The following is a 20,867-nucleotide window of genomic DNA, read 5'->3' as shown; positions in this document are numbered from 1 at the left end:
TCCGGGCCCTGCTGCCTGATGTCGTCAGTTCTCGGTGACGGTGACCTTCTCGTCGTTGTTGAGCTGCTCCACCAACTGCTTGACCTTGGCCTTGTCCCAGACCAGGTTGCTGCCGGTGGATCCGGAGATCGGCATGTTCATCGACTTGCCGTCGCCGCCCGTGACGTCCTTCATGGCGAAGAACATCTGGCTCAGGGACCAGAGCGACATGTCCTTGTCCACGACCAGGGTGTCCAGGCCGGCCCCCATCGTCGGGTACAGCTTGAACGGGTTGAGGATCGTGGAAGGCGTCGCCGTCTGGCTCGCCAGCGCCGCGAGGAACTTTTGCTGGTTCTTCGTACGGTCCAGGTCGCTGCTGAAGGCGTGCCGGGTACGCACGAAGGCCAGCGACTCCTCGCCGTTCAGCGTCTGCTTGCCCGCCTGGAAGTCGGCACCGGACCACTTGTCCTTGAACGCCTTGGGGATGTCCAGCTCCACCCCGCCGATCGCGTCCACGATCTTGGCGAAGCCGCCGAAGCCGATCTCGACGTAGTGGTCGATGTGCAGTCCGGTGTTGAACTCGACGGTACGGACGAGGAGTTCGGGTCCGTCCATGGCGTACGCGGCGTTCAGCTTGGTGAACCGGCCGCGGCCCGGGTAGAGCTTGCCGGAGTCGGACCCCTTGAACGAGGGGATCTCGACGTTCGAGTCGCGCGGCAGGGAGATCAGCGTCGGCCCGTTGGATCCGTCGTGCAGGATCATCATCGAGTCGGTCCGCTTGCCCTTGGCGGAGCCCGTGTGGAGCTTCTTCTTGTCCTCGGCCGTCATGCCCTCGCGGCTGTCGGAACCGACGATCAGGTAGTTGGTGCCGTCGCCGCTCTCCGGCCGCTCGATGACCTTGGAGAGGTCCACCTCGCGCTTGAGCTTGGAGTCGGCCCAGAAGTACGTGCCTATGGAGACCCCGAGGACCACGACCACCAGGGTCAGGGAGCCTATCTTGATGCGGCGGCGCCAGTCGGGAGCCGAGCGCCCCTGCGGGTAACCGCCACCGCCCTGGCCGCCGCCGTGGCCGTTGCCCCGGTCGCCGCCGCCGTAGACCTGGCCCGTGTTGTAACCGCTGTCGTACCCCGCGTTGTCGTTGTAGTCACCGGGGTACTGCTGCGGCCGGCGCTGCCGGGGCGGGGCCGGGGGGTGCTGGGGCGGGGCGGGAGGGCGCTGGACGTGCCGCATGACGCGGGCGCCCTCGGGCTGCTCGCCGGCGTTGCCCTGCCCGTAGCGGTTACCGCCGCGGCTGTCGTCGGACCATCCCTCGGGCCAATCGTTCATGCGGTCCAGTGTGCAGGCCAGGTGTGCTGGTATTACAGGGGGTGCGGGAAATCGCACCAGGGCTGTTGCGAAGCTGATGCATTGCCGCCGTGCGGAAGTCCCCGCATAAGGTGGACGGTATGACAGATCAGGCCCCGCGCCCGGAGGGCGACATCCCGGGCAAGCCGACCGCCGCCTCCCGGACCACCCTCAGCCACATCATGACCGGCAGCGACACCAATCTGCTGGGCACGGTGCACGGTGGCGTGATCATGAAACTGGTCGACGACGCGGCGGGCGCCGTGGCAGGCCGGCACTCCGGCGGACCCGCCGTGACGGCCTCGATGGACGAGATGGTCTTCCTGGAGCCGGTCCGCGTAGGTGACCTCGTTCACGTCCGCGCCCAGGTGAACTGGACCGGCCGCTCCTCGATGGAGGTCGGTGTCCGGGTCATGGCCGAGCGATGGAACGAATCCACCCCCGCCCAGCAGGTCGGCAGCGCCTATCTGGTGTTCGCCGCGGTCGACGCGGACGGCAAGCCGCGCCCCGTACCGCAGGTGATCCCGGAGACGGAGCGCGACAAGCGGCGCTACCAGGAGGCGCAGATCCGGCGCACCCACCGCCTCGCCCGCCGCCGCGCGATCAAGGAACTGCGCGAGAAGCGCGCGGCGGAAGGCATCGAGGACTGAGCGCACCCGGCAGCAGGCATCGCGGGCGCTCTGAGCCCCGGGGGCGGCGCCCCCGCGGTCACGGGCAGGCCACCTGGTCGCCCGTGACCGTGTCGAACTCGCCGTTGTTCGTCTCCTCGGCCCGGACCCGCTGCACCTTCTCGAAGTCCGCGCCCGCCGTCACTCGCATCGTGGCGCCCTGCCCCGGCACCGCCCGCAGCTCGGCCCCGGGCAGCGCGACGGCCAGCGACTTCGCGGACCGGTCCCAGCGCGGGTCGTAGGTGATCAGCGTGTGCTTGAGGCCGCGCAGCTCCCCGTTCAACGGGGCGTGCGTGGTGTCGAAGCCGGTGGCGCGCAGCGCGTCGTCGACCGTCTTGCCGAGCCCGTCCTGCGGAGTCCCGTTGTAGACCTGGACCCGGATCTGCCGGGGGGCGACGTCTACCTTCACCGCCTCCGGCTGCTTGGGCCGCACCGGGGCGAGCGGCTTGTCCTCGCGCAGCGCCCGGAAGAGCTTCTTCGACTTCGCCTCGTCCCACTTGACCGTCGAGCCGATGCCCTTGACCGGGTAGGAGACATTCCCCATCGGTACGGAGGTGAACTCGGACGAGGCCGGGGAGAAACCGCGCATGGCCTGGCCGAGATCCAGCATCTGCTCCGTACCGAACCCCTTGTCGGCCCGGACCGAGCTCAGCATCGTCGAGGCGACGTCCCGGAACTTCACCGGGTTCAGCAGCACACCGCTGCTGGTCGCCTGCTCGATCAGCGAGGCGAGGAACTTCTGCTGGCGCTGCATCCGGGCCAGGTCGGCGGCCCCGTCGATGTGCCGGGAGCGTACGTACTGGAGGGCCTGCCCGCCGTTCAGCTCATGGGTGCCCGCAGCGAGATCGAGACCGGTGTACGAGTCCTTCATCGGCCGGGCCGTGCAGATCTTCACCCCGCCCAGGGTGTCCACAGTCTTCATGAAGCTGGTGAAGTCGACCTCCAGGTAGTGGTCGACCTTGACGCCCGTCATGTGCTCGACGGTCCGCACGGTCAGACTCGGCCCGCCCTCGGCATAGGCGGCGTTCAGCTTCACCGGGTGCGCGGAGTGCTGCTTGCCGGTGTTCCGGTCATTGTGCTCGGGAACCTCGGCGTAGCTGTCGCGGGGCAGCGAGACGACGCTCGCGCGCTCCTTGTCCGCCGACAGATGCACCAGCATGATCGTGTCGGTGCAGTGGCAGGGCGCACCGCCCAGCCGGTACTTCTTCTTCTCCTCCGGGGTGATCCGGTCGCGGCCGTCGGTGCCCACGAGCAGCAGATTCATGCCGTTGCCCGCGCGCGGCCGGTTCTTCATGTCCTTGAACGGATCGATCCGGTCGATCCCGGACTCCAGATTGGTCACCACCGCATGACCGATCCCGCCGGCCCCCAGCACCAGCACGGAGAGACCGGTCGCCATCCGCATGCCCCAGCGTGGCCGTTCGTCCTGCTTTCTGGGCCTGCGCTGCGGCGGAACCGCGCGGGAACGCGACGAACGGGGGGAGCGGTGCGGTGTGGGCACGGGGGGAACCTCCGCGGTGCGAGGGGAACCGTTCGCACAGTAGGCCCATATGATCAACGGCCCGGGGTGCGACCCCGGCGGGGCGCGCCCGTGTCCCCCATTCGCGGTAACGTGGCGGCCGAATAACGCCGCCTGGTGGGGTGCGAACCCCCGGCGCCCCCGAGGACCACCCGAGGACCACCATGTCTGCCGCGCAGCACCCCGCCGTCTCCGTGATCATGCCGGTACTCAATGAGGAACGTCACCTCAGGAACTCCGTCCGGCACATCCTGGAGCAGGAGTACGCAGGTGAGATGGAGGTGGTCATCGCGCTGGGCCCCTCCACGGACCGTACGGACGAGATCGCCGCGGAGCTGGTGCGCGAGGACCCCCGGGTCCACACCGTCCCCAACCCGACCGGCCGCACCCCGGCCGCCCTCAACGCCGCGATCAAGGCCTCCCGTCACCCCATAGTGGTGCGGGTCGACGGACACGGCATGCTCTCGCCGAACTACATCGCGACCGCCGTCCGCCTCCTGGAGGAGACCGGCGCGCAGAACGTGGGCGGCATCATGCACGCCGAGGGCGAGAACGCCTGGGAGGACGCCGTCGCCGCGGCCATGACGTCGAAGATCGGCGTCGGCAACGCGGCCTTCCACACCGGGGGCCAGGCGGGCCCGGCGGAGACCGTCTACCTCGGCGTCTTCCGCCGCGAGGCGCTGGAGAAGGCGGACGGCTACAACGTGGAGTTCATCCGGGCCCAGGACTGGGAGCTGAACTTCCGCATCCGCGAGGCCGGCGGCCTGATCTGGTTCTCGCCCGAGCTGAAGGTGCAGTACCGGCCGCGCCCCTCGGTGCGGGAGCTGGCCAAGCAGTACAAGAACTACGGCCGCTGGCGGCATGTGGTCGCCCGCTACCACTCCGGCTCGATCAACCTGCGTTACCTGGCGCCGCCCACCGCCGTCTGCGCGATCGCGGCGGGCATCGTGGCCGGCGCTGCCGTCACCCCGTGGGCGTTCGTCGTCCCCGCCGGGTACGTCGCGGCGATCGTCGCCGGGTCCGTACCGGCGGGCAAGGGCCTGTCGCTGAAGGCGCGGGCACAGATCCCGGTGGCCCTCGCGACCATGCACATGTCGTGGGGGTACGGCTTCCTGACCAGCCCGCGCTCGCTCGCGAAGAAGGTCATCGCCAGCCGCCGCCCGGCCGTGACCGTCTGAGCACCGCAACCACGTGGGGGCCCTCCGAAGTGCCGGAGGGCCCCCACTGCGCGTCGTGCCCCGCTACCAGCCGAAGCCCGGCTGGATGTCCATGCAGGCCGTCTTGTCGTCGCCGTTGAGCGCCCGTGCGCTGTCCGGGGTCTTCTCCTTGGCGGCGGGGGCGTGATAGTCCCCGTCCTCGCGCCAGTCGGCTCCCACGGTCAGCGTGATGCCGGAGACATCGGTCGACTTCTTCACCGCCGACAGCGGGATGCCGAGCGCCTTGGCGACCGCCTGGGCGTTGCCCTCCATGTCCACGCTGGGGAAGAGCACCCGGGTCTGCTTCGCCGCTTCGGTGTTCTGCGTGTCGATCGCGGTCTGGGTGAAGCCCTTCCCGGTCAGCAGCTCCTTGACCGCCGAGGCGCGGCCCTTGACCGGGTAATCGATGTCGGTACGCGTTCCGTTGCGGACGGTCACCGGGATCTCGGCGGGGGACGCGGTGGGCTTCTTGGCGGCCGGTGCCTTGCGCTTGGACGCCTTGCCGTCGAGCGGGACGTCGTCGCGGACCATCTGGAAGAGCTGGTCGGCGTCGCCGGGCTTGGGGAGGACGCGCTCCTTGAGGGTGCCCGTCCCGTAGACGTTCGGCATCGTCGTCATGGTGATGCGCTTGGTGGGCACCTTCTTGAGTTCCTCCGCGAGGTCGTAGAGCTTGTTGACCGAGCCGAGGCCGTTGTCGCCCTTGTCGACCGTCAGCGCGTCCGTCGCCGCCTCGGCGAGGCTCATCAGCTTGCCCGGGTCGGTGAGCTTGGTGCCCTCGCGCAGCTCACGGACCATCGAGTTCATGTACATGTGCTGGGCGTGGGTACGGCCGAGGTCGGTGCCGTCCTCGAAGCCGTAGCGGGTGCGCAGCCACTGGAGGGCCTGCTTGCCCTTGATCTTCGTGGTGCCCTTCTCCAGCTTCAGACCGGAGCCCTTGCCGGTGCTGGTGTGCGAGTAGACGTTGCTCTTGACGCAGACCGGGACGCCGCCGATCGCGTCCGCCATCGAGACCACACCGGAGAAGTCGATCATCATGAAGTGGTCGATGGTGATGCCGGTGAGCTCGTACCAGGTGGCCACCGTGCAACCGGGGCCGCCGCGGCCGAGCGTCTCGTTGGTCATCTCCAGGCCGGTGGTCGCGGGGTAGACGTGTTTCGTCTCCGGGTCGGTGCACTTCGGGATCTTCAGCATCGTGTCGCGCGGCATGCTGATCACCGACATGTTGCTGCGGTCGGCGGAGAGGTGGAGCAGCATCTGCACGTCGGCCAGGGGCGGTGCACCGAAGGTGTCCTTGGCCCCGCCGAGCTTCTGGTTCTCCTTGGAGTCCCGTGCGTCCGAGCCTATGAGCAGGATGTTCATCGGGGTCTGACCGGCGGCGTTGGCCTTGTGATCGGCCATCTTCTTGTCGCCGAGGGTCAGATCGGCCTTCTTGAGATTGCCGTTGAGGTGCTCGATGTAGAGGTAACCGGCGCCCGCGCCGCCGATTATGAGCAGCGCGGTCACCGACGCGACCCAGCGCAGCACCCGGCGTTTGCCCTTCTTGCCGTGCCGCTTCGGGCCACCGCGCCGGTGACCGCCCTCCGCCGGGGCGGCCGGGCGGCCACCTCCGCCGGAGTCCGTCTCCTGTTCCGGCGTCTCCTCGTGGAGACCGCCGTCCCGGCCGGGTCGACCGGCCTGCCGGACGCGTGGCCGCGTCCCCTCCCCGGGCATACCGCTCCGTGCCACCAGGACCCCCCTGCTGCTCAGACTCGTGGTTCGGCGCAGTGACCCGGTGTCACTTGGCGCACTCTGCCTTGTCGGCGTTTGCCTGCTGAATGTCGTCCGGCACCTTCGCCGGTCCGGTGATGGGCGTGCCCGCGCCCTTGAAGTCGTCGCCCAGCGTCAGCACCATCGCCTGGAGCCCCGTGGCGTCCGTGCTGCCCTTCTTCATGGCCGAGCCGGGCAGGCCCATCATGGCGGCCAGCGCGCGTGCCTGGTCCGCCTGGTTCGGCGCGTACTCCAGCGTCGTCTTCTCGATCTTCGCCGGGGCGTTGGCCTTGTTCGTGGACTTGAGCACGCCCTGCTCGTTCTGCAGCCAGACGACCGTCGCCTGCGCGGCACCGGGGACCTTGCCGCCGTTGTACACGTCGACGCGTACGTCGCCCGCGGCGGCCTTGGGGCCCTTGAGGAGCGCGTCCTGCTTGCTCTTCGCGGCCTTCTTCTTCGACTTCACCTCGGTCAGTGAGGTGTCGTCGCGCATCATGGCGAACAGCGGGTCGGCCTTGGGCTTGTTCAGTACGACGGTGACCGGTGTCTTCTCGGCCGGGTTGTCGAGCACCGGCACCGTGGTGAAGGTGATGTTCTTCGTGTTGACCTTGCCGAGCTCCTGGGCCAGCGAGGCCAGCTTCTTCCCCGTGCCGATGCCGGTGTCGACGGTGAGTGCCTTGGTCGCCGCGTCCGCCAGTTTGAAGAGCTTGGTCGGGCTGGTCAGGGTGTCGTCCGACTGCATCTGCCGGATCATCGAGGCGATGAACTGCTGCTGGATCTTGATCCGGTCCAGGTCGCCATGGTTGCCGAAGCTGTGCCGGGTCCGTACGAACGCCAGGGCGTCCTCGCCCTGGATGCGGTGCTCGCCCGCCGGCAGGTCCAGGTGCGAGTCCGGGTCCTTGACCGGCTTGGCCAGGCAGATCTCGACCCCGCCGACTGCCGTGGACAGCTCCTTCACCGCGTTGAAGTCGACCATCATGAAGTGGTCGACCTTCAGGCCGGTGATCTCCTTGACCGTCTCCATGGTGCAGCCGGCGTTACGGCCCTCCTGACCGAGGCTCTGGTTGAAGCGGACGTTCTGCGTACCCCGGATGAGCTTCTCCGAGCCGTCCGGCTGCTTGGTTCTGCAGTCCGGGATGTTGGTGATCAGGTCGCGGGGGATGCTGAGCGCCGTCGCGTTGGTGCGGTCCTCGGAGACGTGGAAGAGGATGTTGGTGTCGGCGTGGCCCACGCTGCCCTTGTCGCCGTACCCCTCGTTGCCCTTGCCGGTGCGCTTGTCGGTACCGATGATCAGGATGTTGACCGGGGCGTCGGTGTCGAAGACGTTCTTGTTGCCGGCCCCGCCCACGTCGACCGTGTTCAGGTTGCCGTTGAAGTGCTGGTACAGCGCGTAGCCACCCACCGACAGGCCGACCAGCACGAACGCCATCGTGCCGCCCGTCCACAGCAGCGCCTTCTTGCGGCGGGCCTTGGGGGCCTTGCGGCTGCGGCGGCCCGCCGGCCCACCCGGACCGGAACTCTCCTGGCCGCGCGGGCCGTTGGCCGAACGGCGGCCGCGCTGGCCCGGCACCTCGCGGTTCGCACCGGACCCCTGACCCTCGCGGGCCGGATTCCGGCGCTCGCCCCTGCCGTCGCGGGAGCCGCCTCTGCGCCCGCCGGCACCGTCCCGGACCGGCCCTCTGCTCTTGGGGACACGCGTGCCGGAAGTACGGGAAGACTCGCCCGAATCCCCTCCGGAATTATTCAGTCGCAGTTCGTAATCGCCGGTGTGCGGGTTGAGTACCCACTGGTCTGCGGGGTCGATTCCGTCCGCCCGCCCACGGCTTTGCGCATCCACGGTTGCTTGAGTCCTCCGTCGGTGCCACGCGAGGCGCCTCCCCCGATCAGGCGCTCGTTCTTTCGCTCCAGAAGTGCGCGGCCTGATGGCCGGTAGCACCGGATCGCGTCACACTATCGGCCCTGTTCGGCGTCGAGCGACGTGCGTGACAAATTCCACGATCCTTACAACTGGTCATACTGCTCATTACACGCCGATCACCGGCCTCTGCTTGGGAATTGCTTTACTGCTTGCACAGGTCCGCCGCCGCGTTGTTGCCCGAATAGGTCGGTGTGGGGCTGGGGCCCGAAGCGTCCGGAGTATCGGCCGTCGCATTGTTTTTCCCGTTGTTCTTCTCGTCGTCACGCTTGAGCCGGTCCGCCGGGACCACGGCGACCGGATCGTCCTCGCGCAACCGCTTGAAGAGCCGGTTCGCATCGGGCTGCACGAGTTCGTCCCGATTCCGGTTGGCGGCGTACGGCTGCCGGGGCACAGTCAGGAACTGCACCTTGTCGGTCGGTACGTTGCGCATGCCGCGCACCAGCTCGTACAGGTCCTTGAGGCTGTCCAGCCCCGAGTCGGTGGTCAGCGCCTTGGTGGCCGCGTCCAGCACCGGGTAGAGGCGGGTCGGATTGAGCAGGACGCCGTCGCTCTGCACCTTGTTGACCAGCGCGCCCAGGAACTGCTGCTGGCGGTCCATCCGTTCGGTGTCACTGCCGTTGCCGATCGACTTGCGGGCCCGCACGTACCCCAGCGCCTGCTCGCCGTCGAGCGTCTGGCGCCCGGCGGGGAGCTTCAGATGGGCGTCGGCGTCGTCGACCGGCTTCTTGAGGCAGACCTCGACCCCGTCCACGGCGTCGACCATGTCCTTGAAGCCGTCGAAGTCGACGACCATGTGGTGGTCGATCCGAATGCCGGTCATCTTCTCGACCGTACGGATCGTGCAGGCGGTGCCGCCGAACTCGAAGGCCCAGTTGAACTGGGCGAATTGTTTCTTCGTGGTCGTGCCGTCCGCTTTGTGGCAGACCGGGATCTCCGTCATCAGATCGCGCGGCAGGGACATCGCGGTGGCGCTCTTCCGGTCCGCGGCGAGGTGGAGCAGGATCGTGGTGTCCGAGCGCTGGCTGCCGCCGTCGTCACGGCCGTACCTGCGGTTGTCACCGGCCCGGCTGTCCGAGCCGATGAGCAGGATGTTCTCCGCGTCGTGCACCACGGAGGCGGGCCGCTCCCGCTCGTACGCCTTGAGTTCGGCGGCCGCGGACGTGTCGGTCCTGATGTTGCCGTCGAGCTTCCTGTACAGCCACCAGCCGACGCCCGCCGCGACCAGGACGACGAACGAGGCGCCGAGCGCGGTCCAGCGCAGCCAGTGGCGCCGGTGGCCGGCTCCGGTTACCGGGGCGGCGCCGGATCCGTCTTCGGACCGCGCCCTGTCCCCGCCCGCCGCCGAGTCGTCGGAGTCGTCCGGCGGGCCGGCGCTTTCGCTCACGTCTGCGTCCATCCTTAACGTTCGGCGGCGCGTCGGGCCGCCGGTCGCAGGAGTAGACGGCTGAACGTCACGCTTGGTTGTGTCCCAGGTGGTCTGTACCGCCGATCATGTACCGGAGTTGACGCGAAGCCCCGAGGACTCGGCCCGGTTTGGGCCGGACGAGTGGCCCTCAGGGTGCTTGTCATACCGCGCTGTTGGTGACCCGTTCACTCTCGACGCGCTTCGCGAGACCTTCTTCGCCCAACTGCCCCAGGTGCCGGCACAGGACCACGGACCCTCCGGCCGCCAGCGGCGCGAACAGCCCCGCGCTCAGCCCCTCCCAGGTGTCGTACGTACGTCCCGTGAGCAACCGAGATCCGGCGGCCAGGCCGAGCCCGGCCGCGTCCTCGCGGGCCCGCGCCACCAGTCGCGCCGCCGTCAGTTCGACGCCGTCCACCGCCAGCGCGGGGGCGTCCGGGTCCACGGGGGCGAACGGTGTGAACCGGTCGCCCTGGCTCGGCACCTCGACCGCGTAGTCGGCGAAGCCCTCGGGCGGCTGCGGGAACCTGCCGCCCAGCGGGCGCAGCGCCAGCGCGACCCGCTCGCCGCGGCAGGCGCGGGCGGCCTCCAGCGTGTCCGGGCCGCTGACGACGAGATCGGCGTCGGCCGGGTCGCCCTGCACATCGGCGATCACGCCGACCGAGGAACAGGCGAGCAGCCAGACCGCGGACTGCCAGTGCGCGGGCAGCAGGAGCGCGAGCCGGTCGCCGGGGGCGGCGGCGAGATCGCCCTGCAGGAGGTTGGCGGTCTTGGCCACCCAATTGGCGAAGGTGGCCACCGACAGTTCGACGCGTTCTCCGGTGGCGTCGTCGTAGAAAGTGACCAAGGGGCGGGCCGGGTCCGCGGCGAGCGCGGAACGCAGCAGGTCGGCAGGGGTGCGGTCGGTGGCGTTCATCCGCGCAAGGGTACGCGGCGGCGCCGGGCCCGGTGGGGCAGAAGAGTGGCCGCTGCACCGGTTCGGCAGACGGGCCGTCAATTGCGCGGGGACACACCGGTGGCCGGAGTTGCCGGGATATGCCCAGGATTATTCGCATGCGTGCCTTCATTGCAACCTCGATCAGTGTCACCTGCGCGGCCGTTCTCGCACTGCCGCTGGCCGCGCCCGCGGGCGCCGCCCCGGACACTCCCACTGCCCCTGCCGACTCCGCCGAGCCCGTCGATGTGCCGGGCTCGACGCAGTCCCTCCCGATGCAGACCCTGTCGGCACCGTCCGACCGGGCCACCGACGAACCCACCCGGACCGCGGACGCCCCCGAACAGGGGCTGCCCGAACGCGAGGTCGACCCCTTCTCCCTGGTCGGCGTCGTCTGGGACGACGCGGACGCCGAACTCCACGGCACCGTCCAGGTCCGCGCCCGCGCGACCGCCACCGGCGACTGGTCGGACTGGCAGGACCTGGAGACGCACAACGCCGAACACTCCGCCGACCCCGGCACCGCCGAGCGCGAATCCGGCACCGTCCGGGGCTCCACCGCCCCGCTCTGGGTCGGCGACTCGGACGGCGTCGCGGTCCGGGTACGCCCCGAGGCCCCGGACCCGCAGGACCGCACCGACACCGCCGTACAACTGCCCAGAGGGCTGCGCCTCGAACTCGTCGACCCCGGCAAGGACCCGCAGCAGCTCCCCGCGACCGGCGCCGAGGCCGCGGCCGGCACCCAGACCGGGACCGAGACCGAGACCGGCACCGGGACCGAGGCGGGTGCGGAGGCCGCGGCAGGTGCGGAGGCCGCGGACGGGCGCACCGCACCCCTTGCCCCGAGCGTGCTCCCCGCCCTGGGCAAGACCGAGTCCGAGGCGCTGGGCGAGGCGGAGGCCGGCCTCGCCCCCGGCGCCCGGCCGTACATCGGTCCCCGTCCGCGCATCATCACCCGCAAGGGCTGGGGCGCCGACGAGAAGCTCAGGGAAAGCAAATTCGTCTACACCAGCACGGTCAAGGCCGCCTTCATCCACCACAGTGCCACGGGCAACAACTACAAGTGCTCCCAGGCGCCCTCGGTCCTGCGCGGCATCTACCGCTACCACGTCAAGAGCAGCGGCTGGCGCGACTTCGGCTACAACTTCGCCGTCGACAAGTGCGGAAACATCTACGAAGGACGGGCGGGAGGCGTGACCAGGGCCGTCCTGGGAGCGCACACGCTCGGCTTCAACAGCGACAGCATGGGCATCGCGGTCCTCGGGACCTTCACCCAATCGAACCCGCCCGCCGCCGCGGTGAGCGCCGTCGCGAAGCTCACCGCCTGGAAGCTCGGCCTGTTCGGCGCCAACCCGCGCGGCAAGGCCACGCTCGTCTCGGGCGGCGGGAACAAGTACAAGAAGGGCAAGAAGGTCAAACTCAACGTCATCTCCGGTCATCGGGACGGCTTCGCAACCGAATGCCCCGGAGCGCGTCTCTACAAGAAGCTCGGCTCGGCCCGGACCAGCTCCGCCCAGCTCCAGGGCCGCTGAACGCAACCACGCGAAACGCCGCCTCGGACCGCTGTGGGCCGCTGACCGGGGACGACCGAACCGGTCTGCATACACTGGCCAGCCGAAACCAGGACAGGCCCCAGCAGGAAGCAGAGTCAGTGCTGTGACAGAGGCAAGAGAAGCGATCCTCCTGGTCGGCGGAAAGGGAACCCGGCTGCGCCCGCTCACGGTGCACACGCCCAAGCCCATGGTTCCGGCAGCGGGCGTTCCGTTCCTCACCCACCAGCTGGCGCGCGCCCGTGCCGCCGGGGTCGAGCACATCGTGCTCGCGACGTCGTACCTGGCAGAGGTCTTCGAACCGTACTTCGGCGACGGCGCGTCGCTCGGCCTCCACATCGAGTACGTCACCGAACGCGAACCGCTCGGCACCGGCGGAGCGATACGCAACGTCGCGTCCCGGCTGACCGCGGGCCCGGACGACCCGGTTCTCGTCTTCAACGGAGACATCCTCACCGGCCTGGACATCCGGTCGCTGGTCGCCTCGCACACGAGCTCCGGAGCGGATGTCTCCCTCCATCTCACCCGCGTCGAGGACCCGCGCGCCTTCGGCCTCGTGCCGACGGACGGCAGCGGCAGGGTCACCGCGTTCCTGGAGAAGCCCGAGACGCCCGAGGAGATCGTCACCGACCAGATCAACGCCGGGGCGTACATCTTCCGCAGGTCGGTCATCGACACCATCCCGGCCGGCCGTCCCGTCTCCGTCGAGCGCGAGACCTTCCCCGGACTGCTCGCCTCCGGAGCGCACCTCCAGGGCATGGTCGACTCCACCTACTGGCTGGACCTCGGCACCCCGCAGGCCTTCGTACGCGGCTCCGCCGATCTGGTCCTGGGCCGCGCCCCGTCCCCGGCCGTCCCCGGCCGGTGCGGCGACGGGCTCGTGCTGCCGACGGCCTCCGTCGCCGACGACGCCAAGATCAGCGGCGGTACGGTGGTCGGAGAGGGCGCCCTGATCGGCGAAGGGGCCCGGATCGACGGCTCCGCGATACTGGCCGGCGCGGTCGTCGAGCCGGGCGCCGTGATCAAGGACTCGCTGGTCGGAGCCGGTGCCCGGATCGGCAGCCGTACGGTGCTCACGGGCGCGGTCGTCGGGGACGGGGCCCAGGTCGGCGCCGACAACGAACTGCGCGACGGCATCCGCGTCTGGTGCGGGGCGGTCCTCCCGGACGCGGCAGTGCGCTTCTCCTCCGACGAATAGCGGGGCGCGGTCCGGTGGACAGCCGGGCGGCTCGTCCGGTGGACGCCCCGGCTCACCCGGCGAACACCCCCGGCACCAAGCCGCAGCGCTTACCCTCGACAGGCACCCCGACGACCGAGGACCTCACCGTGGCAGGACGATTCGCACCCCGCAGCACCCCCCGCGCGGCCGTCCCGCACCAGGCGGCGGCTCGGGCGGCGGACGCGCTGACCCGTGAGTGGACCCCGCCCGGCCCCTTCGACCTGCGCCTGGTCGTCGGCCCCCTGCGCCGGGGCCCCGCCGACCCCACGTTCCGGATGACCGGGGACGGCACGGCCTGGCGGGCCAGCCGCACGCCCGGAGGCCCCGGCACCCTCCGGCTCACCGCCCGGGGCGGCCGGATCGAGGCGGCGGCGTGGGGACCCGGCGCCCCGTGGCTGCTGGACCGGCTCCCGACGCTGCTCGGCGCGACGGACGACCCGGACGCCTTCCGGCCGCGCCACCGGCTGCTCGCCCTGACCCGGCACCGCCGCCCCGGCCTGCGTCTGCTGCGCACCGGCCTGGTCATGGAGTCGCTGATCCCGTCGATCCTGGAACAGAAGGTCACCACGGACGAGGCCTACCGCGCCTGGCGTCTCCTGGTCCGCAAGCACGGCACCCCGGCGCCCGGCCCCACGGACCACGCCGCGTTCACCGCGCTGGGCCTGCACGTCATGCCGGACGCCCGCACCTGGTCCTTGATCCCGTCCTGGGAATGGCACCGCGCGGGCGTCGACGCCAAACGCTCGGGCACGATCCTGCGCGCGGTACGCGTGGCCCGCCGCCTGGAGGAGGCGGCGGCCATGGAGCTCCCGGAGGCCATGGCCCGCCTGGAACTGATCCCCGGCATCGGCCCCTGGACCTCGGCCGAGACGCTCCAGCGCTCGAACGGTGCCGCGGACGCGGTCACGGTCGGTGATCTCCACCTGCCCGGCATCGTCGGCCATGCCCTGGCGGGCAACAGGGACGCCGACGACGAGGAGATGCTGGCCCTGCTCGCCCCCTACGAGGGCCAGCGCCACCGGGCGGTCCGCCTCATCCTGCTGTCGGGCCACATCCCGGCCCGCCGGGCCCCGCGCATGACCCGAGGCGACATCGCACGCCTGTAGGCCCTCCCGTCCGCATCACCCCGGCCACGGCGGCCCCGGGCCCCCGCCCCGCCTCAGCGCACCTCGACGAACCCCTCCGCGTCCCGCTCCGCCCGAGCCGCGGGCGGAGCCGCCGTACGCCCCACCGCCACCGCACCCAGCGGATCCCAGGTCCCCGGCAGGTCCAGCACCTCGCGCACCACGGCACGGCAGAACATCGTCGACGACACCCACGCCGAGCCCAGCTGCTCGCCGGCCAGGGCCACCAGGAAGTTCTGGATGCCGGCCCCCGCGGCGACCACGAACATCTCGCGCTCCGCCGTGTCCCGCCGCTCGTCCCCGTACGTGTGGGAGCCGTCCATCACCAGACACGGCACCACCAGATACGGCGCCCGGCGCAGCACATCGCCCCGCCGCACCCGCTTGGCGATCGACTCCTCGCTCCTGCCGTCCCGCCGCAGATCCGCGACCCACGCGTCCCGCATCGCGTCGAGCAGCCGGGTCCGCGACCGCTCGGACTCCAGCAGGACGAACCGCCACGGCGTCGTGTGATGCGGCGCGGGCGCCGTCACCGCCGCGGCCACGGCCCGCCGCACCGCCCCCGGGTCCACCGGATCGTCGGTGAACTCGCGCACCGTACGCCGCAGGGTCACCGCTTCCCGTACCGCCTCCGACGTGCCGAGCCGGAACATGTCGTCGGCCGCGACCCGCACCAACTCGCGGGCGCCGCCCGCCGCATCCGCCGGGTCCACCACATGACCGAGCCCCCGCACCACCGCGACCGGCAACCCCGAGGCCTTGCCCTTGACGAGATCACCGGCCGAGGCCAGCTCGTCGGCGGTGGCGACCACGGTGGCGCTCAGCGGATTGCCGTACGCGTCGGTGCCGCCGCGCAGATCGTCCAGTACCCGGACCCCGGCCGCCCCGATCGCCACATCGGTCAGCCCGTTGCGCCACGGGCGCCCGAAGGTGTCCGTGACCAGGACCCCGACCTCGACGCCGAGCGCGTCCCGCAGTCCGTCGCGGATCGCACGCGCCGAGGCGTCGGGGTCCTCGGGCAGCAACAGCACCGTGCCGACGGCGGTGTTAGAGGCATCGACCCCGGCCGCGGCCATGACCAGACCCTGCCGGTTCTCGACGATCCGCAGCGTGCCGCGCCGCGCCACCACCCGTACCGTCTCGGCGTCGATCGCCGCCTCGCGGTCGGTGGCCTCGACGATCCGGCCCTCCGCCTTGGAGACGATCTTCGAGGTGACCAGCAGGACGTCACCGTCGACCAGCCCCGGCCCGGTCGCGGCGATCAGCTTCGCCAGGTCGTCCCCGGCCCGCACCTCGGGCATCCCGGGCAGCGCCCAGACCCGGTACGAGGGGGCCTCGCCGACGCTCACGCCCGTACCTCCTCGGCCAGCGCCAGGGCCTGCCGGGCCATCTCCGCCGTCGCGTCGACATCGGTCATCATCAGCGGCACGGAACGGCAGCGGATACCCGCGGCCTCCACCTCGCCGACCACCCCGGCGTCCACCGTGTCGACGAGCCATCCGTCGAGCAGCCCGGAGCCGTAGTGCGTGGCCACGGCCGACGCCGTCGACTCGACGCCCACCGCGGCGAGCACCTTGTCCGCCATGCCGCGCACGGGCGCGTCGCCGACGATGGGGGAGAGGCCGACGACCGGCACCCCTGCCTCGGCGATGGCCTCCCGGATCCCGGGCACGGCAAGAATGGTCCCCACCGAAACGACGGGGTTGGACGGCGGGAAGAGGATCACGTCGGCCTCGGCGATGGCCTCCAGCACTCCCGGAGCCGGCTTGGCCTGCTCGGCGCCGACCGGCACGATCGCCCGAGCCTGGACCGAGGCACGCAGCTTCACCCAGTACTCCTGGAAGTGGATCGCCCTGCGCTCGCCGTCCAGGTCGACCGCGACATGCGTCTCGACCCGGTCGTCGGACATCGGCAGCAGCCGGACCCCCGGCTTCCAGCGCGCGCAGAGCGCCTCGGTGACGGCGCTCAGCGGATAGCCCGCGCCCAGCATCTGCGTACGGACGATGTGCGTCGCGAAGTCACGGTCGCCGAGCCCGAACCACTCCGGCCCCACGCCGTACGCCGCGAGCTCCTCCTTGACGTGGAAGCTCTCGTCCGTACGCCCCCAGCCCTGCTCCTCGTTGATGCCACCGCCGAGGGTGTACATCACGGTGTCGAGGTCGGGGCAGACCTTCAGCCCGAACAGATGGATGTCGTCACCGGTGTTGCCGATCACCGTGATGTCCGCGTCGGGCGCGGCCTGCTTGAGGCCACGCAGAAAACGAGCACCACCGATACCGCCGGCCAGAACCACAATGCGCATGCAGACAGTCTGTCAGGCGGAGCCTGATCCTTGTCGGGGCGGTGGTGGGCGACGGGTGGGCTGTCAGGCGGGTACGACATCCACGGCCGCCGGGGCGCACTGCGCAGCGTGCATCGGCATCTCGGTCAGTCCCGGGTAGTAGATGTGCAGGCTGACGGCCGGTTCGAGGGAGTCGTTGACCACTTCGTGCACATAGCCGGGCGCGAAGACCCGCTGCGCACCGGAGTCCAGCACCCGGTCGGTGCGCTCGGTGCGCTCGGTCAACCGGCCTTCCAGGACGGTCAGTACGCCGGAGGACGGACCGTGGTCGTGGCGCCCGCTGCCCTGGCCGGGCACCCAGCTGAGCAGCCAGACCTCGTATCCGAGTGGGGCCTCCCCTGCTCGGGCGGAGCCGAGAGCTTGGGGAACGGTGCGCAGCCGGTGGTACCAGCGGGTGGTGGTGTCGTACCGGACGAGCGGCGCCCACTGCGCACGGTCGGCGGCGATGCTGCGGGCGAGCCCGACGAACTCGGAGACGGTGGAGGGGTGCTCGCGGGCCGGCTGGAGGAGGTGCTGGACCTCAAGGATGTCGCCGGCGATCTGAAGGTCGCTGTCGCTGTTCATGGATGCGGTGGTTCCTCGGCATGGGAGGTGCATGTGCGGGGTGTCGCGGAGACCGGAGAGCCTCGGCCGCGCGGAGGAGGAAGTCCTGCGAAAGCGCTGCGGAGAGGTTCTGCGAAAGGAGCTGGATCAGAGCCGGCGCCCTGGGGGCATCAACAGCTGTGACAGCTGGAACAGCAACAGCGAGCCTGGACAGCGGTGCGGAACCCACGGGCGTGGGTGGCGTACATCGCGGTGGTCGCTGGCATGCAGTCAAGGAGACCGGCTGGATCCTCCACTGTCAACCTGATGCCCGATTTGGGGGTAATGTTTCACCTCATCCGGTTACTGGGAGCGGAGAAAGGTTTGTGCGGCCATCGCGGCGGAGATGTGGCGCATCAGCCGTGCCCGCAAACCATGTTGAGGCTCCGTGACCCGAATGTGATCTTGATCGCTTCGGTGATCGAATCGCAACATCGGGGTGACTCAATTCGTCTCACCCAGTGAGAAGCGGGGGCGCGGCGGACGCGATGGCATATGTCAGGTTTTTGGTGATTTGCACACTTTCCGCATAGGCTTGGTTCCGCAGAGTGAATACCTGGGCCAATAGCAGATCTTCGCTTGACTGGCCTGGAGCTACACACTTGTAATTTCACTCGTGTCGTTCGGCCGCAATCAGCAACGGCTGCATCACGGGGACGCAAGAGACAGACGAGGGGCGCACATGACCGAGCTGTTCCAGCAACTGCTGGTCGAGGACGCGGACGAGGAACTCGGCTGGCAGGAGCGCGCACTGTGCGCCCAGACCGATCCCGAGTCCTTCTTCCCCGAGAAGGGCGGATCCACCCGCGAGGCCAAGAAGGTCTGTCTCGCCTGTGAGGTCCGGTCCGAATGCCTTGAATATGCCCTTTCCAATGACGAACGCTTCGGGATCTGGGGCGGTCTCTCGGAACGTGAACGACGACGGCTGAAGAAGGCCGCCGTCTGACCGCGGAACACCGCGCCGACGGAACGCCTCATCACCGGAACTTCCGGGATACCCCCAACACCCGGAACATACTGACAACCGAAGATCCGGACATCCGGACCGCGACCGACCATGGCCCGCCGCCTGCATCCTGCCCGCAGACGACGGGCCATCGCCGTACCCGCCGCGGCTCCACCCCCGCCCGGTCGCGGCCCCGTTCGAGCGCTCGGCGCCATCGCGGTAATCCGTACCGTTAGTGTGGGGCCCCGTCCGAGACACGCCAACGCCCCGACAGGACGCGCGTGTACACCGATGCAGCCCCCGGGGGGACGCCCCCCGGACCCGGCCGGAGGGCCCGTACCTCGATGTCCGTGCACAGCCAATCGGCGGCGCCGTACGCGGCCGCCGCCGCCCCAGAGTTCCCCCGGCATGTCGTCACCGCCGTGCTCGTCTCCCACGACGGCGCACGCTGGCTGCCCGACGCGCTCTCCGGGCTGCTCGGGCAGGAACGCCCCGTACAGAACGTCGTCGCCGCCGACACCGGCAGCGCCGACGACTCCGCGCGCCTGGTCACCGAGGCGCTCGGCGCCGAACGGGTCCTGCACCTCGCGCGGCGTACGAGCTTCGGTACCGCCGTCGACGAGGCGACCCGCACGGCCGGCGTCCTCACCCCCGAGGACCTGCCGTACCTGAAGCGCCCCAGCAGCTGGGACCCCGTCAGCAGGAGCTGGCGCGACGACGCCTACGACCTGCCCGAACTGCCGCACGGCGAACCGGTGCAGTGGCTCTGGCTGCTCCACGACGACTGCGCACCCGAGCCCGACGCGCTCGCCGAACTGCTGCGCGTCGTCGACGCCGACCCGCACGCCGCGATCGTCGGCCCCAAGCTCCGCGGCTGGTACGACCGCAAGCAACTGCTCGAAGTCGGCGTCTCCATCGCCAACAGCGGACGCCGCTGGACCGGGCTCGACCGGCGCGAGCAGGACCAGGGCCAGCACGACCAGGTCCGTACCGTGCTCTCCGTCTCCACCGCCGGGATGCTGATCCGCCGTGACATCTGGGAGGAGCTGGGCGGGTTCGACCGCAGGCTCCCGCTGATGCGTGACGACGTCGACCTGTGCTGGCGCGCGCACACCGCGGGACACCGGGTGCTCGTCGCCCCCGACGCCGTCCTCCGGCACGCCGAGGCCTCCGCCCGCGAGCGTCGCCCCATCGACTGCGCGGGGCGTTCGGTCGCCTCCCCGCACCGCGTCGACAAGGCCGGTGCCGTCTACACGATGCTGGTCAACGCCCGCGCCAAGGCGCTGCCCTGGGTGATGCTCAGGCTCGTCGTCGGCACCCTGCTGCGCACCCTCGCCTATCTCGTCGGCAAGGTGCCCGGCCAGGCCCTCGACGAGGTCGCCGGGTTCTTCGGCACCCTGTTGCGTCCCGGCCGGATCCTGTCGGCCCGGCGCAGCCGCGGCAAGGGCGTCGTGGACCAGGCCGAACTGCGCGGCCTCTTCCCGCCGCCCGGTGCCACCGTCCGCGCCACCGTGGAGCAGGTCGCCGGAAACTTCGGCAGCGGTTCCGACGCCGACTCGGGTGGCTCCCGGCACGGCGCCGTGGAGTCCGGCCCCGGCGGCGACGACGCCGACTTCCTGGAGATCGAGCAGTTCGCGCGGCTCAAGCGGATCGGGCGCAAGCCGGGCCCGGTGCTCTTCGCCGTCCTGCTCCTCGTCTCGCTCGTCGCCTGCCGCGGCCTCCTCGGCGGCGGAGCGCTGACCGGCGGCGCACTGCTGCCCGCACCCGCCGACGTCGCCGACCTGTGGAGCAAGTACGCGGACGGCTGGCACACGGTCGGCACCGGCGGCACGCAGACCGCGCCGCCCTACCTCGCCGTGATCTCGGCCCTCTCCGCGCTGTTCCTCGGCTCGACCGGCTTCGCGCTCACGCTCCTGCTGGTCTGCTCGGTCCCGCTCGCCGGACTCACCGCGTACTTCGTCTCCCGGCCGCTGCTCGAATCGAGGCTGCTGCGGGCCTGGGCGAGCGTCGCGTACGCCTTCCTGCCCGCCGCGACCGGCGCCCTGGCGACCGGCCGCCTCGGCACCGCCGTACTGGCCGTGCTGCTCCCGCTGATCGCCCGCGCCGCCGTCTCCGCGCACGGCATGCGCGCCGCCGGTGACGCCCGCGGCAGCTGGCGTGCCACCTGGGCGTACACCCTGCTCCTCACCTTCGCGATGGCGTTCACGCCGATCGTGTGGCCGCTCGCCGTGGTCCTCGGCATCGGCGTGCTCGTCCTGCGCCGCGGTGACATCACCGCGTACGGGCTCCGTTTCCTCGCCGCGATCGGCACCCCGCTGCTGGTGCTCGCGCCCTGGTCGCTCTCGCTCCTCACCAGCCCGTCCGGCTTCCTGAAGGAAGCGGGCCTGGACATCGGTAAG

The 20,867-nt window shown here is 70.5% G+C and carries 16 protein-coding genes; 7 read left to right on the top strand and 9 right to left on the bottom strand.

The features are described 5' to 3' along the window. Nucleotides 1-24: 24 nt before the first annotated feature. Nucleotides 25-1,305: an LCP family protein gene (locus ABZY11_RS04425; protein WP_356477680.1), complete on the bottom strand. Its 1,281-nt coding sequence runs from the start codon at nucleotides 1,303-1,305 to the stop codon at nucleotides 25-27. Between the two features lie 119 nt (nucleotides 1,306-1,424). Here ABZY11_RS04425 and ABZY11_RS04420 point away from each other — a divergent pair, with 119 nt between their 5' ends. After that, nucleotides 1,425-1,973 carry an acyl-CoA thioesterase gene (locus ABZY11_RS04420; protein WP_329591807.1) on the top strand — a complete coding sequence of 183 codons (549 nt, stop codon included), beginning with the start codon at nucleotides 1,425-1,427 and terminating at the stop codon, nucleotides 1,971-1,973. Between the two features lie 58 nt (nucleotides 1,974-2,031). On the opposite strand, the gene ABZY11_RS04415 is transcribed toward ABZY11_RS04420, so the two are convergent. Next, the gene (locus ABZY11_RS04415) at nucleotides 2,032-3,396 is read right to left on the bottom strand and encodes an LCP family protein (protein ID WP_356477679.1); all 1,365 of its coding nucleotides are present in this window, start codon (nucleotides 3,394-3,396) and stop codon (nucleotides 2,032-2,034) included. Between the two features lie 278 nt (nucleotides 3,397-3,674). Between ABZY11_RS04415 and ABZY11_RS04410 the strand changes: the two genes are divergently transcribed. Further along, a complete protein-coding gene (locus tag ABZY11_RS04410) occupies nucleotides 3,675-4,688 on the top strand; it encodes a glycosyltransferase family 2 protein (RefSeq protein WP_356477678.1) in 1,014 nt (337 codons plus the stop codon). A gap of 63 nt (nucleotides 4,689-4,751) precedes the next feature. On the opposite strand, the gene ABZY11_RS04405 is transcribed toward ABZY11_RS04410, so the two are convergent. From ABZY11_RS04405 to ABZY11_RS04390, 4 genes are all read right to left on the bottom strand, one after another. Next, complete coding sequence (locus tag ABZY11_RS04405) at nucleotides 4,752-6,416, bottom strand: LCP family protein (protein WP_356477677.1); 1,665 nt, start codon at nucleotides 6,414-6,416, stop codon at nucleotides 4,752-4,754. A gap of 64 nt (nucleotides 6,417-6,480) precedes the next feature. After that, nucleotides 6,481-8,289 carry an LCP family protein gene (locus ABZY11_RS04400; protein ID WP_356477676.1) on the bottom strand — a complete coding sequence of 603 codons (1,809 nt, stop codon included), beginning with the start codon at nucleotides 8,287-8,289 and terminating at the stop codon, nucleotides 6,481-6,483. 223 nt (nucleotides 8,290-8,512) lie between these two features. After that, complete coding sequence (locus ABZY11_RS04395) at nucleotides 8,513-9,754, bottom strand: LCP family protein (RefSeq protein ID WP_356477675.1); 1,242 nt, start codon at nucleotides 9,752-9,754, stop codon at nucleotides 8,513-8,515. A 181-nt stretch (nucleotides 9,755-9,935) separates the two neighbouring features. Continuing rightward, the gene (locus ABZY11_RS04390) at nucleotides 9,936-10,688 is read right to left on the bottom strand and encodes a TIGR03089 family protein (protein WP_356477674.1); all 753 of its coding nucleotides are present in this window, start codon (nucleotides 10,686-10,688) and stop codon (nucleotides 9,936-9,938) included. Nucleotides 10,689-10,825: 137 nt separating this feature from the next. On the opposite strand from ABZY11_RS04390, the gene ABZY11_RS04385 reads away from it, so the two are divergent. The 3 genes from ABZY11_RS04385 (at nucleotide 10,826) to ABZY11_RS04375 (ending at nucleotide 14,581) form a co-directional block, all read left to right on the top strand. After that, on the top strand, nucleotides 10,826-12,238 hold the full coding sequence (locus ABZY11_RS04385) for a peptidoglycan recognition protein (protein WP_356477673.1): 1,413 nt from the start codon (nucleotides 10,826-10,828) through the stop codon (nucleotides 12,236-12,238). A 124-nt stretch (nucleotides 12,239-12,362) separates the two neighbouring features. Beyond that, nucleotides 12,363-13,454 carry an NDP-sugar synthase gene (locus tag ABZY11_RS04380; RefSeq protein ID WP_356477672.1) on the top strand — a complete coding sequence of 364 codons (1,092 nt, stop codon included), beginning with the start codon at nucleotides 12,363-12,365 and terminating at the stop codon, nucleotides 13,452-13,454. A 128-nt stretch (nucleotides 13,455-13,582) separates the two neighbouring features. Then, nucleotides 13,583-14,581: a DNA-3-methyladenine glycosylase 2 family protein gene (locus tag ABZY11_RS04375; RefSeq protein WP_356477671.1), complete on the top strand. Its 999-nt coding sequence runs from the start codon at nucleotides 13,583-13,585 to the stop codon at nucleotides 14,579-14,581. A gap of 53 nt (nucleotides 14,582-14,634) precedes the next feature. Here the strand turns inward: ABZY11_RS04375 and ABZY11_RS04370 are convergent, their stop codons facing one another. The 3 genes from ABZY11_RS04370 to ABZY11_RS04360 all read right to left on the bottom strand — a co-directional run bounded on the left by ABZY11_RS04370 (nucleotide 14,635) and on the right by ABZY11_RS04360 (nucleotide 17,504). Continuing rightward, a complete protein-coding gene (locus ABZY11_RS04370; RefSeq protein WP_356477670.1) occupies nucleotides 14,635-15,948 on the bottom strand; it encodes a coenzyme F420-0:L-glutamate ligase in 1,314 nt (437 codons plus the stop codon). Next, a complete protein-coding gene (gene cofD, locus ABZY11_RS04365) occupies nucleotides 15,945-16,901 on the bottom strand; it encodes a 2-phospho-L-lactate transferase (protein WP_356477669.1) in 957 nt (318 codons plus the stop codon). Before cofD ends, ABZY11_RS04370 begins: the two co-directional genes overlap by 4 nt. Before the next feature lie 63 nt (nucleotides 16,902-16,964). Further along, nucleotides 16,965-17,504 (bottom strand): cysteine dioxygenase family protein, encoded by a 540-nt coding sequence (locus tag ABZY11_RS04360; protein ID WP_356477668.1) that lies wholly within the window; start codon nucleotides 17,502-17,504, stop codon nucleotides 16,965-16,967. Between the two features lie 700 nt (nucleotides 17,505-18,204). Between ABZY11_RS04360 and ABZY11_RS04355 the strand changes: the two genes are divergently transcribed. Both ABZY11_RS04355 and ABZY11_RS04350 read left to right on the top strand, forming a co-directional pair. After that, entirely contained in the window at nucleotides 18,205-18,468 is a 264-nt protein-coding gene (locus tag ABZY11_RS04355) for a WhiB family transcriptional regulator (protein WP_030927001.1), read from the top strand. A gap of 344 nt (nucleotides 18,469-18,812) precedes the next feature. Then, nucleotides 18,813-20,867 (top strand): glycosyltransferase family 2 protein (locus ABZY11_RS04350; RefSeq protein WP_356477667.1); only part of this gene is annotated, 2,055 nt, incomplete at its 3' end.

The sequence above is a fragment of the Streptomyces sp. NPDC006510 genome, assembly GCF_040611955.1.
In the GTDB taxonomy this organism is placed as follows: Bacteria; Actinomycetota; Actinomycetes; order Streptomycetales; family Streptomycetaceae; genus Streptomyces.
The sequence above is the reverse complement of the archived record's forward strand: the minus strand, read 5'-3'. Positions and strand labels throughout refer to the sequence as shown.